Here is a 14,742-nt window from a genome sequence, read left to right on the forward strand (position 1 = left end):
TTGCCGATGGATTCTGCATTTTTAGGAAAAGTTCTCATTGCCATCCGTTGAAAATGCACGTCCGATACCTTCAATTGTTGCTGCCGATCCTCGCAATGATTTTCGGTGGCATGGTGTATGCCCAACCCAACCCCAAACCCGTCGATTCGACAGAAATCAAGGCATTGGATGCGAATAACTCGCATGGGTTCGGCACCCTTGGCCCTTTTGGTGGCTCGGGCGAAGGTGAGGAGCCACCGGGCTACCACGGGGAATGGTGGGGCGAAGGTGACGGGGAATACAACGGCAACGACTTCCATACCGGAGATGATTTCCAAGACGTCGCCAATGACATCGTTCGGATGGAAATCGGGTCCATCAATGGCGGTGCGATTCCGAAAGCCATCGGAAAGCTGCGGAACTTGCGGGAGCTTTTGATTGATTACGATGGAACTTTTCCGCTTCCAAGCGGACTTTGGAGTTTGCCCAAACTGGAGCGGCTCACCTTGCGTCCGCGTGCAAATGCCAAGATTAGCCCGGACATCATCAACATGAAAGCCATCAAGCAATTGGCAATCATCGGTGGCCTGAGTGACACTGTTCTGGTTCCCAATGCCATCGGAAAATTGTCCTCCCTAGAAAGTCTCTCCTTGCTATGGTGCCGAACCGAGGCCCAAGGATTGAACCTTTCTGGACTAAACCACTTGAAATATTTGATGTTGAAAGGCATGAATATGGAGAACGTCCCAAGTGGCATTGGCAAACTCGTCGCATTGGACACGCTCATCATGAGCGAAAACACCTTGGTGAAATTGCCCCCAGAAATTGGCAACCTTGCGCAACTGACCCATCTGGACCTTGCTTCCAATCACCTCAACTCGCTTCCACCGCAAATCGGCGAACTGCATCGGCTCCAAAGCCTCGATCTCCAAGGAAGTGCCCTCATTTTCCTCCCCACCGAACTGGGAAAACTTACGGATCTCCGCGAACTCAACCTCGAACGCAATCAACTCAGAAGCTTGCCAGAATCCATCGGGCCGCTAGAAAAACTCGAACACCTCGACCTCAGTTCCAATGTCCTCACAAGTTTGCCGAATTCCCTAGGTGGATTGCAAAGCCTCAACACCCTCGTTTGTGACCATAACCAACTCTCAACCCTCCCAACAAGTATCGGCAACTTGCACCAACTCATGTCACTGTACCTGAGCGAAAACCCCATGACAGACCTCCCTCGAGAATTCATTCAATTGAAGGCCCTCGGCCTGCTCTACTTGGACAAAGCGGGTTTGCTCGGATTGCCCCGCGAAACCTGGGATTTTATCAATCAGTTCGGGGGCAAATTTACAAGCGTCCCCACGGAAATCGCTGACAAGCCACTCGCATACTACCTCGCACACCCCGACATAGACGCTTTTTCCAAACGCTACATCCAAGGTGATTTGGCATTGTTTGCCTTTGAAGGATTGGATCAAATCAACGACAGCCTTTGCACCAACAACCCCGAGACAGCACCTTTTACCTCTATCAGTTTTCCCGCTATTGGAAGCCATTGGATGCCGGCGATACATGGTTTGGGTTGCGTCAACTTTTTGGTTCCGAGAGGGTGGCAGCAGCATTTATTTTGCAACATCCTTGCGCATTCATTTCCCAAGTAAAAAATGGCCGCTACAGCGATTTGTACATTATCTGGATCAAAAGTGCACGCGGTAACTTGTGGCAAGCCAACCACGAATATTCAGCGCTTTTCCTCGCCTTGCAAGCCAAAATGCATGCCGACTGTGGCGAAAGCCTCGACCGAGACTTATTGCAAATGGTCAAGGATTTGAAGGATTGATCGCTGGAATAGGCAATCAAATCCTCTCTGAAAATGATAATTGCGTAGCTGTAAACAGGATTTTGGTTGGCAATAGATTGAGTCTTGTCAGGATTCCATTTTCCGTGAAATCAACAGGATAGCTTTGTGGAAAGTCAATTTCCATATGAAAAAAGCAACTACAATTCTGGTTTTGATGGCCCTGTTTGCGGCAAATTCCTTGTCAGCGCAACTCCGATTTGCAGGCCGAGTACACGCGGTAAGCCGCGAATACCACCACTATCCTGATCAATGGGCAGCCTACCAAATGCTGGGAATGCCTGATGTTTATCCAACATACGACGATGCCGGCGGGGCATGGACACCTTCGAGCTACGGCGATCAGCGCGATTGGGTGGAGTTGGATTTTGACAATGCCGGCCCTGTCGACAGCATTCTGATTTGGGAAACCTATACACCGGGCTATATTGATACGGTTTATGTCCAAAATGCGGGGAATGGGAATTGGCTTCCAGTTTACACGCATTTTCCGAGTGCAGCCCCGCAGGTATCGCGCATTCTTCGAATCGGATTTCAAATGACCAATTTTAATGTGAGCCGCGTTCGCATTGCGATTGCCAATGATTTGGCTGGCGGTTATCCCGAGATCGATGCGGTTGCCTTGCATCCTGCCTCCAACCCCAACTTAGTTTTGAGCAACGCTATTGGAACCGCGGTAAACTTGGATGGTGTGGACGACGAGTATCATACCAACACGCCGATTGAGAATGCTTTTACTTCTGCCTTCACGATGATGGCTTGGGTGAAGCCAATGGGCACTGCAAACAATGTCCTTTATGGACAATATGGCGGCGCGATTGTAAGTGATTCTTATCATTCCATTTTCACGGTCACCGTCGCCAACACAGGTGGTGGAGACAGCCTCTATCTGCAAACTTTGGGTTCTGTCAGTGGCGTGGTTTCCATGCCCTATTCGTCCGGAAACTGGATGCATATCGCCATGGTGCAAACGGCCGACTCCTTGATTGGATACCAAAATGGGCTGCGGGTCGGCGCCGTCAATTCGGTCCCACCAACAATGGCCTATTATTCCTTCAGCTTGGGCAAAAACGATGACAGCGGAGAATATTTTGAGGGGCAAGTAGACGAATTGAAATCCTTTAACCGTGCATTGAGCGCGGTAGAGGTCGCAAACCAGCAAAATTTGGTCGGTAACGCTGCGATCACGACTGGCCTCACGGGCTACTGGCAATTTAATGAAGGCAGTGGTACAGGTCATTACAATGCCTACAACCACATTACGGATTCCCTGTTGTATGGGGCCTCTTATGTTCAAGCAGGATTTGTGGTAGCGGTTGATCCGTTGCTTGCGCCCAAGTTTGAACTATTCCCCAATCCAACCACTGGATTGCTCCAACTTCGTGGAGATTTGCACCAAGTAACGGCGGTTCAAATGCTTGATCTTGCTGGAAGAGTGTTGACAGTTCCGCAATCCAAAGGCGGCGGCTCTGAGATCACATTGGATCTTACCAGCCTTCCCGCGGGCATGTACTTGGCTCGTGTGCAAGGCAGACAATTTACCTACACCGAGAAAGTGATCTTGAAATAAAGTTTTGAAGGGTTGATTTTTTGAACGGCGAGGTTGTTTTTGGACAGCTTCGCCGTTTCCCCTTTTTCAAGCTTTGGATGCAAAGGCATCGATCGTTACAGTGCAAAAGAATGCAGCATTCACTCACTGAGAAAAATCCCAATGGATGAATGCTGTATTTCTGGATTGGAAATCCTCCTTTAGCGATCAGTTCGCCACAATCGTATTACCGGCCAAGGTAATCGTACCACTTCTGGCAAGCGCGCGGCCGTCCAAGGTTGCTCCTGTATTGAAACTGATGGATTGCATGGCCATCACGGTTCCTTTGAAGACGGATGTGGTGCCAAATGTTGCCGAACTGCCAACCTGCCAGAAGATATTGGAGGCTTGGGCAGAACCCGCAAGGATCACCTTCCTGCCTGACGTGGTCGTGAGCGAAGATGCAATTTGGATGATGAACACCGCATCGGCATCACCTTGCGCGTCAAACGTCAAGTCGCCGGATGAAATGGCGAGGGAAGATGTGGATTTGTAAAGGCCAGGTGTAAGGGTCAATCCGCCGAGATTACCTGACAGGGTCACGATTTGGGTACTTGTGCGGCCCGCAGCATCATTGTAAGCTGCGGTCAAATCCAATTTTGCCTGTGTCGCGACGATGTCGTTGATGTGCAGCACACCGTTCAGGATTCCCGGAGGAAATCCGCCGACGGACGAGCCGGGACTGAGTCCCAAATCACCGGTGATCACCGTTGCGCCCGTGCTTGTGACGGCAGTTCCGGCAAGGACCGCCAAATTTGAATTGCTACCCAAAGCGATGGTTGTCTGTCCCACGGTTTGCACGGGAATGATCTGATCCTTTTTGCAGCCCAACATCGAAAGCGAGCCTGCAATGAGGAAGAGGAATACGTATTTCATGTTTTTCATCATCTGAATTTTGTGTGGAGCAACGAATGCATTCTCCAGCGGTGCAAAATTGGTGGCATTCGGAGTCGGAATCATGACAGAACTCCAGCGATAAGTTGCAGAAGTCACGGGTTTCGGTCCCTCACTGCAAGGCGATCAAATGGCGATTGCCCTTATCTTGCAACATGGAATCTACCGCGTCGCATTTCCACTTTGTGCAAATCCTGTTTTCAGCAGCGATGCAGGAAGTGCTTGTCCTGACGCAGGATAACGTGTTGCAACGTTGGAATGTGCGTGACGGGGCCCACAAGTTGGTGCAAGAGGTGAACGGGCAAGAAGAAATCAGGCTTGTTGCCATGGACGATGAACGATTCATCCTACTGTCTGTCAATAGGAGATTGGTTCAAGTTCGGGCTTGGAATGCGATGGCGCTGTTGCAGGAGTTTGAATTGCCGATGGAAGAATTGGATTACCTCTGGGATGGGTTGTATCTGCCGCGACATCAGTATATTTTAGCCGGTGGCGGCCACAATCCCTACTTTTTCATTGACCTGCGATCTGGAATTCTCACGCGGGCCGAGGGCCCCAACGATTTTGCCGATTTTCTCGCTTGCAATGAAGACGAGTCCTTGCTTGTCCATTCCAACACCGATCAGGACCACTATTATCATATCCGTGTGATCGATTGGCCCAATTTGAAACTGCGATTCCTGCATCGTTTCGATGGAACTTGGCGGTACCACAATGATGTCCTAGTTTGGCGTCCTGACGCTGACGAATTGCTAAACGTTGCACTTAATGAAGTGCGTTCCTACGCAGTTTCCAAGGACACCCTCATGAAGAAATGGACCCTGCCACATCCGGTTTTGGAAAGAGGAGAAGAGAGAGCGCAGAAGCGTTCAGGTGCGAAATTTTTTGAGGATGCCTTGTATGTCGCCTCAGGGAAAGCACTTGCGCAAATCGTTGATTCACAAATTCGAAGGCAATGGGAATTACCCGCCATTGCACAGGATTTGGCCATTGATCGGGAGGGCAGAATCGCCTACGTTGCGATGAAAAGCGGATTCATCGGAATTGCGATTTGAGTTTTGTAGGTGCGTGCAGGCGAGAATGCGGCTGAAGTTTTACCTCGAAGGCAGCGCATCAACTTGGTGTCTTCGTGCCTTGGTGGCAAAAACACAGAGCCATCCGATTCAAAAGAAAATCCTAAATTCCCTTATGAAAACGCCGGAAACCCATGAATGAAGACGAATTCGCTGAGAATACAAGTTCGAGACCCTTTGATGCCAAGGAATCCTTTCGCGCTTGGGAGAAAATGCGCTGGATCTTCAACCTCGCTGTCGGATTGGTAGGCGTCGCCTGTATTGCCTTGTATGCCAAGCACTTCGGGATGCAGGACTTGATCGAATTGATCGCCTATGGATTGGTCGCCAACCTGTTCTACTTCCTAGGCCATTGGGCGGAAATGTTTGATCAGACGGTCCTGAATGGCAAGTTGGGCTTGTACAAGTTCCGTATTCACATCTTCATTGTTGGAACGGTCGGATCGATGTTGCTGACATTTCTGGCCACTTGGGCGTTTTACAACTTTGCTACCGCTCCCTTTTGAATCCCGCATCCGACATCCCGCAAGGCACAATTACTTGCCACTTGGAACATGAACATGCCGATCGCTATGCCGTCCTCGGTGCTTTGGAAGTGGTAAAGACGTATTTTCAAGACCTCGTCGAATGCCAGCAACTCAAGCGTTGCAGGGTCTGCGGACAGCTTTATTTCTGCGATTTTCAGGATGTAACCCGATATTTTGACCACGACGGCATGCAAGACCATGCCTTGATTCCAGTGAAAGATGCCGCTGCCGCCGAAGTGCTGTTCCACCAACCGCGGTCGCAACGTGATGCTTTGAAAGCACTTGTGATGGTTTGGCCCCCTGAGACGGCAGCTCCATCTTGGCGGAACCGATAGGTGCTTGAACAGCTTGCAGCTTAATTTTCCATCAAACCTGCGTCCTGTTTCAAAATTTCCAAATGCGTTTGTAATTTTAGGACATGAGGCATTTATCGACCATTCTTTGCTTTTTGCTCCTTTTTTCCTCCCTCCAAGCCCAAAAGCCGGGTGATATCGTCGCGCGTACCACCTTGGACTCCCGCTTCGCGCCGTTCTACCACGGTGTCGCTTCGGGAGATCCCATGCCCGACCGCGTGATGATCTGGACGCGTGTCACCACGCAGGACCTTGGTCCGATCCAAGTCAATTGGGCCATGGCGACAGATACCGGCATGACCAACGTCGTGCGTTCGGGAGTGGCGACCACAAGCGACACCATTGATCATACGCTCAAAGTCGACGTCACGGGTCTCAATGCCGGGACTTGGTACTACTATCGCTTTGAATACCAAGGGCGCTATTCCTTGACCGGCCGCACTTACACGGCTCCGACGGGCGCCGTTGATTCGCTGCGTTTTGGGGTGGTCTCCTGCTCCAACTACGAAGCGGGCTACTTCAATGCCTACGGCGCCTTGGCGCAACGCAACGATCTCTACGGCATTTTCCACCTCGGAGACTATATCTACGAAGGTGGCGGTGACGGGCAAGACGACCGGGACCACGATCCCGACCACGAAATCATCGACCTCACCGACTACCGCATTCGCCACAGTCAGCACAAACTTGACGAAGACCTGCGTTGCCTCCATCAGATGTACCCCTTTGTCACCGTTTGGGACGACCATGAGAGCGCAAATGACAGCTACAAAGACGGCGCAGAAAACCATTCGCCGGGAAGCGAAGGCCCTTGGGCGGACCGCAAAACAGCTGCGATTCAGGCCTACAAGGAATGGATGCCGTTGCGCGATCCCGATCCGGGCAACCGCGAGCGCATTTGGCGCACCTTGCACTATGGCAACCTCATGGACTTGATCATGCTCGACACCCGCCTCTACGCGCGCGACGAGCAAGTTTCGGGTGGCGGAATTGACGACATCACCCGCAACTTGATCGGCCCCGAGCAGCTCGGATGGCTCAGCAATGAATTGGAAAATTCGACGGCGCAGTGGAAGGTGTTGGGGCAGCAGGTGATGATGGCTCCTTTGGAGGTGCCCTTCCTCGGCCCTGTCAATACCGACCAATGGGATGGCTACCGCGCCGAACGTCAGCGCCTTTACGACAGCATCCTCACCAAACAAATTGATAATGTGGTCGTGCTCACGGGCGACATCCACAGTGCTTGGGCCAATGATTTGCCGACCGGAAACTATATCCCCAACACCGGTGCCGGGTCTGTCGGCGTCGAATTTGTCTGCACGAGCATCACGAGTACCAATTCGGTGGTGAATGTGCCGATTAACATCATCAATGCCGCCAATCCGCATATTAAATACGTGAATCTTGCCGACCATGGGTATTCGATTTTGGATTTGAACCAAGTGCGGGCACAAAACGACTATTGGTATGTGACCAATGTCTCGAACGCCAACCAATACGGCGACTCCTGGGAGGAATCATGGTACTGTGCCGACACGACCGCACATTTGCAGCAAGCTGCTGATACAAGCCGGCCATCCTTGGCAGTGCAAGCAATTCAGCCACCCAAGTTTCCGCCCAATTTGGCGATTGCCGTCGATGATCCAACGACCACCGATGGTTTGGTGGCCTTGCTGGGCGGATATCCGAATCCGTTTCATACGGAGTTCATGCTCAAGTACTACCTCCATGCCAATGCCCGCGTGCGCATCCGCCTGCTGGACCTGAACGGGCGCGTGATCGAGGAGCAAAATCCGGGAAAGCAAGGGACAGGTCTGCACATCGCTGAATTTTCGCAGCCGCAACTCGCCAATGGCATGTATATCGCCGAGCTCAGTGTCAATGGCCGCACGACTTCTCAACGGATGATCAAATACTGAAACATGGAAAAGGTGGACATTGAAAGAGTTGTGGCTTCAGCGCCAGCCTATTATCACAATTACATTCGCAAAGCAGGCGAAGGGGATTTGCTGGAAAGTATGGAATCCCAAATCGAGGAAGCGCGCGACTTCTTCGGAATCCAATGTCATGACTTGCGTGACTTCCGGTATGCGCCCGGCAAATGGACACCCACGGAAGTTTTGGGCCATTTGACCGACAGCGAACGCATTTTCCAGTACCGCGCAGTCCGATTCGCCAGAAATGACAAGACGGAATTGCCAGGATACGAAGAGAATGACTACGTGGCTGCTGCCAATTTCACCGCACGCGGCATGGAAAGCCTGTTGGATGAATTCGAATACATGCGCAGGGCCGGCATTGTCCTTCTATCCTCGTTGACGGAGGAGGAAAGGTGGCGTTCTGGCATCGCCAACGGCAATCCGATCAGCGTCTATGCACTTTTTTACGCCAATGTCGGGCATTTCAACCACCACGTGGGAGTGGTGAGAGTGAAAAGTGAAAAGTTACAGTGAAAAGTGATCAGTGAGAAGTGAAAAGTTTACTTTGGCGGCACCGCAGACTTTTCACTTATAGTTTTTCACTTTTCACTTTTCACTTCTCCGGGAATCTGAATCCGTCGAGGAACATCTGTTGCGCATTGAAAATGGGGTACTCTTCGGCTCCGTAGAGGAGTAAGACGGCAAGAAACTCGCCATTGCACCAAGATTTTACCGCGTATTGCAGCTCGTCGGCATCTTCCCAGTAATCGATCACACCGACGGCACCGGGGGCACTTTCCAAGGTATGGCCGAGGCCATAGCCTGCTGATCCAGTCACGCCAAATTGTGTTTGCAAAAAGTCGAGATAGCTTGTGATCATGTCGTTCATCGTCTCCTTGTCGTTGCCGATGGGTTCGCTGAACTTGACCAGGATCACCGCAAAATTGAAGTCGTTGTGGGTCACTTCGCCGGTAAATACCTCTGAATTGTCTTCGCTGAGGCTCATTTCAAAGGCACCCGGATCGCCTGGCAGATAGACATTGCAACCTGTTTCCGCGATGGCATACTTGGCGAATCGTGGAACGGATTGGCTCCAAGCGACCGTTGTGAGCACGAGCAGTAGGGGAAGGATGAAGAAACGTTTCATAGATGCTTTCAATCGTTTTTTAAATGTAATGGCAAAAACCGTGCAAGGAACAGGGTGGGCCAATGAATTTTTGAATGAAGGGCCTGATTTTTCTCAATGAAATGGTGCAATCGCCCGCACAATCGAATAGGTGCAGCGCCGATGCGTTGCATCAATCGACTTGCAATCAGGAGTTTCTGTCGATAAAGACACGCCTTTCAGCCACTTTTCCTTTTTTGCAGACAATTCGAATTCCAGCAGCCCATTGTAACTGCCGAATTGATCTACGTGATGGAAACGGCCACCTTCGAGCGAGTCGCCTGCAGCAATTTCCGACGGAAGAAACTGATCCCTGCCGATGTATTTCTGTTGATGGTCGATGATCTTGATGGAAATGGGTTTCTTGGTGCGGTTCAGAATCACAACCTCGGTATCGAATTGGACAGCTTCGCGCTCCTTTTTTGGACCAACCGGGTCAATAGTCGGACAGGGTTTGTCCGGTAGTACGCCCGGTGTAACCGCCGGTTTGGTCTCGGTTAATGGTGTTGGATGCGGATCTGAATCGGGCCGCTCAGGCGACAAGTGTTGCAACGGATTCCGGGGATCCAAATCCTCCGATTTTCCCGTTTGAATGCCGTTTTCGTCAAACCTGAAGGTCGTGCCACCTGATTGAATTCCGGCATCCGGATGCCACCGCTCATGTGCCACACTCACCGCACCGTTGGGATGGTATTTGAATTCGACGGAGCGGATCATGTGCATCCGGCTTAATACACCGCGGTAAATTTCCTTGCCTTGTTGATCATAGGCGACAGCATAACCCTCTCGAGATGCCTGCGGCATGTGCCAAACAGTAGACACCTTCGTCGAATTTTGAAAATAATGGTAGCGGAAGGACTCTTCGCCTTTGGTGACGATTTTGTCGGTCCCCTGGGCTATCAGCATGGAGGGAATCAACCCGAACAGGCTCGACACCAACAGCAAAAGAAATGGCAAACGCAGTTTCATGCCGGTAAAAGTGCAAGTTTTAGGCCAGAAATTTACTGCTGAGTGTATTGCCACCAAGACACCAAGTTCAGCGTTCCAACTTGGTGCCTTGGTGGCCAAATTCTAAATCCAAAACTTCAAAATCACCACTGACCACGCTAGAATCCGGTTTACCTTTTAGCTTTGGGCAAAATTGTACACCAAGATGCTTCCCAAAAAGAATCCGACAGAGACCCTTGCTTGGAAAAAGTTGAGCGCGCATGCGCAGGAGATGCAATCCGTGCAGATGAAATCCCTCTTTGCAGCCGATGCGAAACGTTTTGATCGCTTGTCCATTTCCTTTGGCGAATTGCTGTTGGACTACTCCAAAAATATCGTCACCGACGAAACCCTCAGCCTTTTACAATCCCTCGCCACCGAATGCGACCTTGCCGCAGCCATTGAAGCGATGTTTGGAGGCCAAGCCATCAATGAAACCGAAAACCGCGCGGTCTTGCATACCGCCTTGCGCGACTTCAGTTCGCCAAACTTGTTTTTGGACGGCCATGACATCTTGCCCGACATTCGCAGCGTGCAACAGCAGATGCAAAACTTTTGCGCAAAAGTCCATGACGGCAGTTGGACGGGCTATACCGGCAAACGTATCCGCAATATCGTGAACATCGGCATCGGCGGCAGCGACCTCGGTCCGGTGATGGTCACCGAGGCCCTCAAACCCTATTGGATCGACGGCATTCACGCGTTTTTTGTATCCAATGTCGATGGCAGCCATATTGCGGAGACCCTCAAACAGGTCAATCCCGAGGAAACGCTGTTCCTGATCGCCTCCAAAACATTTACCACGCAAGAAACCATGGCCAATGCCCATACTGCGCGGGAATGGTTTTTGCGTAGTGCCATTGATCCTCAGTGGGTAGCAAAGCACTTTGTTGCGCTTTCGACGAATGAAAAGGAGGTTACGAAGTTTGGGATTGCGCCGGAAAATATGTTTGGCTTCTGGGATTGGGTCGGCGGACGCTACAGCTTGTGGAGCGCAATTGGCCTTTCGATTGCCTTGACAATCGGCTATGATCGCTTTGAAGCCTTGTTGCAAGGTGCCCACGCCACCGATCAACATTTTCGCAAGGCACAGTATGACCGCAATATCCCTGTGATTTTGGCATTGCTCGGCATCTGGTACAACAATTTTATTGGTGCGACCACGGAGGCGATTTTACCCTACGATCAGTACCTGCACCGCTTTGCAGCCTATTTTCAGCAGGGAAACATGGAAAGCAACGGCAAACAGGTTGACCGCAATGGCAATCCCGTAACCTATGCAACAGGGCCGATCGTTTGGGGTGAACCAGGGACGAACGGGCAGCATGCATTTTATCAGCTCATCCACCAAGGCATGCATTTGATTCCTTGCGATTTCATAGCGCCCGCCCGCAGCCACAATCCGATTGGAGACCATCACGCCATCTTAATGTCCAATTTCCTAGCGCAATCAGAGGCTTTGATGAACGGCAAATCTGAAGAGGAAGTCGCCGCTGAATTGGCTGGCATGGACGAAGCCGCGCGAAAGAAGTTGTTGCCATTCAAGGTTTTTGAAGGCAATCGCCCGAGCAATACGATTCTCCTGAAACAGATGACGCCCTACAACCTTGGCGCCTTGATCGCCATTTATGAACATAAGATCTTCGTGCAAGGCATCTTATGGAACATCTTCAGTTTTGACCAATGGGGCGTCGAACTCGGCAAAAAGCTCGCCTCCAAAATCCTCTCCGAATTAAAAGGCGAAAGCGATCCTGCTGCGCACGATTCCTCCACCAATGGGTTGATGGCGGCTTTGAAGACGTGGCGTAATTAGGTCAGGGAATAAATCCTGGATCCATTCGCAGACTCAAATTTTAATGCGCTACCACCAATGAGTGTGTGACAGACTTTCCGCCTGCGGTAATCTGTACACGATAAATCGCTGCTTCGAGCTTGTCGGTGCCCAAAACCCATTCGTTTTCGCCCGCATCTAGGGTTCGGACTTCCGATTGAACCACCTTGCCCGTCACGTCAATCACCCGCACGATTGCCTGCTGATCCACAAGGCTGTACACAAAAAGTTCGGCGCCGATGTCTGCCGGATTGGGGAAGATGTTTTTGAGCACGAAGTTTTCGCCAGTGGTGCTGTAAAGCAGTTGACGCACTTCGGAATAGGTGACTTCGCCATTTTGGTCATTGATCGCGAGGCGGTAATACCAAAGTCCTTCCGGCAGGTCTTCTTCCTCCATTTGGTATTGTTGGAAGCTGCCATTTGCACCTGTTGCAGGGAGCGTTTGAATGTTTTGGAAATCCATATCGGGTCCAGCGCGTTGAACGGTGTAGCTGTCAAGGTTGATTTCTTGGGATGACTGCCAGCTGATCGTGGCTTTGTTTCCGTCAAGTTGTGCGCCAAATTGTTGAAGTTCCACAGGCAAAATGACACTCAGCAAGTTGTCCATCCCGATGGAAGGCCATGACGACCCGACGCCCGGGTGTACACGGATCACAAATCTGCTCCAGCTTGAGGTCGGTGTAAATACGGCATTATAGGTTTGCCAGCCTGAGTGTGTGAAGTTGCCCGATGTCCAGAGCAGTTGGGTAAACGCGCAATTGCTCGCTCCGCCGTAAATGTTCACGATCGCACCACCATTCCAGTTGACGTTGTAAATGGCGAGGTTGGCAAGCTTGAAATTGATGGCATAAGGCGTGCCGGCGACCATCGCGACGGGAAGTGTTTGGCCTGTACTTTCTTGGGTGCCAGGACTGCTGACTAAAAACACCATGCCCAAATAAGAAACACCATGGGCGGGCGCCAGCGTCACTCCCCAGCAACCCGGTTGGGTATCCGGCGAGCCTTGGCAGCCGGGCCAACTCGGCGGAGGAATGGACGACCCTGGAGGCGAACCTTCAAAAGAAGGATTGGTCCACGTCATCTGCGCCATGAGTGAACCCGACAAGAGCAAGCCGAGAAAAAGTAATAGATGCTTCACGGGTTCAAGTTACGAAGGGAAGGCGAATTGAAAAAGTCCGATGTCGAATGCGGGAATTTCGTAGTTGGGATCAACGAGCAAATAGGTTACTGCAATGTTGTTGATTTGAGCACATTGCCCTACAATTTCCCCTAACTTCTTCGCATCTTTGAACAAAACACGTTACGATGAAATTTGACGTCAACGATCTTGAAGGAGGACCATTCGAAAGTTTGGAGGATCTCAACAAAGCGCTTGCTGCTCATTTTGAAAAAATGAATAGCCGTGCCATTGCCGATTTTCAGGGACTGAGCCCAACGCAGATGCATCTTTTGCTGCATCAAACCTTTCAAAAGGATTCGCCGCTCAAGGTAAAAACGCCTACTAATGCACAATTGGAGCGGATTCCGTTCTTTTTGTTGGTCGTAGATCTGCTTAAAGCCGTGCAAGCCGCGGGTCAAGTCAAGGCCACCTCAAAAGGGAATCTACCTGTCGCCCTTTGCAAGGAATTGTATGCTAAAAAGTATATTCTGCATGAAATGATCGAATCGGGAATCACCAAAGCCTACAAGGAAGAGGATTATCAGGCGCTTCATGCGGCGCATATCGTCTCCAAAAAGGCGGGCTTCCTTCGCCTGCTCAAGGGCAAGATCATGCTCACCAAAAAGGCCGAAAAACTTTTGCAACCCGAGCACCAACCGACGCTATTCGAAGAACTGCTGGAAACCTATTGCAAGAAATTCAACTGGGGGTATCTGGACGGCATCGAGGATCAGTCCGCCGCCCAAAACGAAATGGGTTTCCTGATGCTCCTGCTCTCCAAATTTGGTGACCAAGACCGCAAAAGTGACTTCTACGCAGAAAAATGTTTGGAGGCGTTCCCGATCTTGAAGACTCACTTGGGAAAAGGCTATTTTCCCGCAACAGTGGAAATGTCGCATGCCGTTGAAATTCGTTTTCTCCACCATTTCGCAGCATGGTTTGGCTTGGCAACAGCCGTGGTAGTGGAGAATGTCAGGTATCAGCGAGACCAAAGCTACCACAAGACGCCGCTGATGGATGAGCTTTTTGGGTTTGTGGTGTGATGGGGGCGATGGATCGATGAAACTAATTGTCGAATTCCCAATGTATGTCGTTTGCTCCTACCATGGGGCCGACGAGCTCGACGTGACATTGGACGACAATATTTCCTACCTGATCGGGAAGTATTGTTATGACAATGGGATTGCATTCAAGATATTGGATTTGTGTTTCGTCGATCCGGAACCCAATGTCCATGATGAACTGCTTCGGTATCAGGTTGAATTGGGAGTCAATTCCGATGAATTCAATCCGAACTGGATGCTGAAAGAATTGGAAATCGAGAATTTTGAAAAGGGGCTTACCATAAGGTCCGAGAATGGAGCAATTCTCTATGCAGATGAATACAGTGCAGACATTCATTTTCGAAGGGAAAT

General features: G+C 50.7%; 15 protein-coding genes. 11 read left to right on the forward strand and 4 right to left on the reverse strand.

The genetic code is table 11. The annotated features are described in order from the left end of the window. Positions 1 to 53: 53 nt before the first annotated feature. From IPN95_08120 to IPN95_08130, 3 genes are all read left to right on the forward strand, one after another. Positions 54 to 1,634: a leucine-rich repeat domain-containing protein gene (locus IPN95_08120; protein MBK9449368.1), complete on the forward strand. Its 1,581-nt coding sequence runs from the start codon at positions 54 to 56 to the stop codon at positions 1,632 to 1,634. A gap of 20 nt (positions 1,635 to 1,654) precedes the next feature. Continuing rightward, a complete protein-coding gene (locus tag IPN95_08125; GenBank protein ID MBK9449369.1) occupies positions 1,655 to 1,813 on the forward strand; it encodes a hypothetical protein in 159 nt (52 codons plus the stop codon). Positions 1,814 to 1,958: 145 nt separating this feature from the next. Continuing rightward, positions 1,959 to 3,401, forward strand: coding sequence for a T9SS type A sorting domain-containing protein (locus IPN95_08130; GenBank protein MBK9449370.1), 1,443 nt, complete (start codon positions 1,959 to 1,961; stop codon positions 3,399 to 3,401). A 186-nt stretch (positions 3,402 to 3,587) separates the two neighbouring features. On the opposite strand, the gene IPN95_08135 is transcribed toward IPN95_08130, so the two are convergent. Continuing rightward, positions 3,588 to 4,379 carry a DUF3494 domain-containing protein gene (locus IPN95_08135; GenBank protein ID MBK9449371.1) on the reverse strand — a complete coding sequence of 264 codons (792 nt, stop codon included), beginning with the start codon at positions 4,377 to 4,379 and terminating at the stop codon, positions 3,588 to 3,590. A gap of 89 nt (positions 4,380 to 4,468) precedes the next feature. Between IPN95_08135 and IPN95_08140 the strand changes: the two genes are divergently transcribed. The 5 genes from IPN95_08140 to IPN95_08160 all read left to right on the forward strand — a co-directional run bounded on the left by IPN95_08140 (position 4,469) and on the right by IPN95_08160 (position 8,719). After that, on the forward strand, positions 4,469 to 5,368 hold the full coding sequence (locus tag IPN95_08140; GenBank protein ID MBK9449372.1) for a hypothetical protein: 900 nt from the start codon (positions 4,469 to 4,471) through the stop codon (positions 5,366 to 5,368). Positions 5,369 to 5,520: 152 nt separating this feature from the next. Beyond that, positions 5,521 to 5,892 carry a hypothetical protein gene (locus tag IPN95_08145; GenBank protein ID MBK9449373.1) on the forward strand — a complete coding sequence of 124 codons (372 nt, stop codon included), beginning with the start codon at positions 5,521 to 5,523 and terminating at the stop codon, positions 5,890 to 5,892. Then, complete coding sequence (locus tag IPN95_08150; GenBank protein ID MBK9449374.1) at positions 5,889 to 6,248, forward strand: hypothetical protein; 360 nt, start codon at positions 5,889 to 5,891, stop codon at positions 6,246 to 6,248. The genes IPN95_08145 and IPN95_08150 overlap by 4 nt, the downstream gene beginning before the upstream one ends. An 83-nt stretch (positions 6,249 to 6,331) precedes the next feature. Continuing rightward, positions 6,332 to 8,185: an alkaline phosphatase D family protein gene (locus tag IPN95_08155; GenBank protein ID MBK9449375.1), complete on the forward strand. Its 1,854-nt coding sequence runs from the start codon at positions 6,332 to 6,334 to the stop codon at positions 8,183 to 8,185. Positions 8,186 to 8,188: 3 nt separating this feature from the next. Further along, positions 8,189 to 8,719: a DinB family protein gene (locus tag IPN95_08160; protein MBK9449376.1), complete on the forward strand. Its 531-nt coding sequence runs from the start codon at positions 8,189 to 8,191 to the stop codon at positions 8,717 to 8,719. Positions 8,720 to 8,798: 79 nt separating this feature from the next. Here IPN95_08160 and IPN95_08165 read toward each other — a convergent pair whose 3' ends face one another. Beyond that, a complete protein-coding gene (locus IPN95_08165; GenBank protein MBK9449377.1) occupies positions 8,799 to 9,332 on the reverse strand; it encodes a hypothetical protein in 534 nt (177 codons plus the stop codon). Positions 9,333 to 9,425: 93 nt separating this feature from the next. Beyond that, complete coding sequence (locus tag IPN95_08170; GenBank protein MBK9449378.1) at positions 9,426 to 10,319, reverse strand: hypothetical protein; 894 nt, start codon at positions 10,317 to 10,319, stop codon at positions 9,426 to 9,428. Positions 10,320 to 10,503: 184 nt separating this feature from the next. On the opposite strand from IPN95_08170, the gene pgi reads away from it, so the two are divergent. Continuing rightward, complete coding sequence (gene pgi, locus IPN95_08175; GenBank protein MBK9449379.1) at positions 10,504 to 12,150, forward strand: glucose-6-phosphate isomerase; 1,647 nt, start codon at positions 10,504 to 10,506, stop codon at positions 12,148 to 12,150. A 40-nt stretch (positions 12,151 to 12,190) separates the two neighbouring features. Here the strand turns inward: pgi and IPN95_08180 are convergent, their stop codons facing one another. Next, positions 12,191 to 13,306 (reverse strand): T9SS type A sorting domain-containing protein, encoded by a 1,116-nt coding sequence (locus IPN95_08180; protein ID MBK9449380.1) that lies wholly within the window; start codon positions 13,304 to 13,306, stop codon positions 12,191 to 12,193. 167 nt (positions 13,307 to 13,473) lie between these two features. Between IPN95_08180 and IPN95_08185 the strand changes: the two genes are divergently transcribed. Next, positions 13,474 to 14,370 carry a hypothetical protein gene (locus IPN95_08185; protein ID MBK9449381.1) on the forward strand — a complete coding sequence of 299 codons (897 nt, stop codon included), beginning with the start codon at positions 13,474 to 13,476 and terminating at the stop codon, positions 14,368 to 14,370. Between the two features lie 16 nt (positions 14,371 to 14,386). Continuing rightward, the coding region (locus tag IPN95_08190; protein ID MBK9449382.1) for a hypothetical protein at positions 14,387 to 14,742 on the forward strand (356 nt) is incomplete at its 3' end.

Source organism: Bacteroidota bacterium, from assembly GCA_016718825.1.
Classification (GTDB): domain Bacteria; phylum Bacteroidota; class Bacteroidia; order J057; family JADKCL01; genus JADKCL01.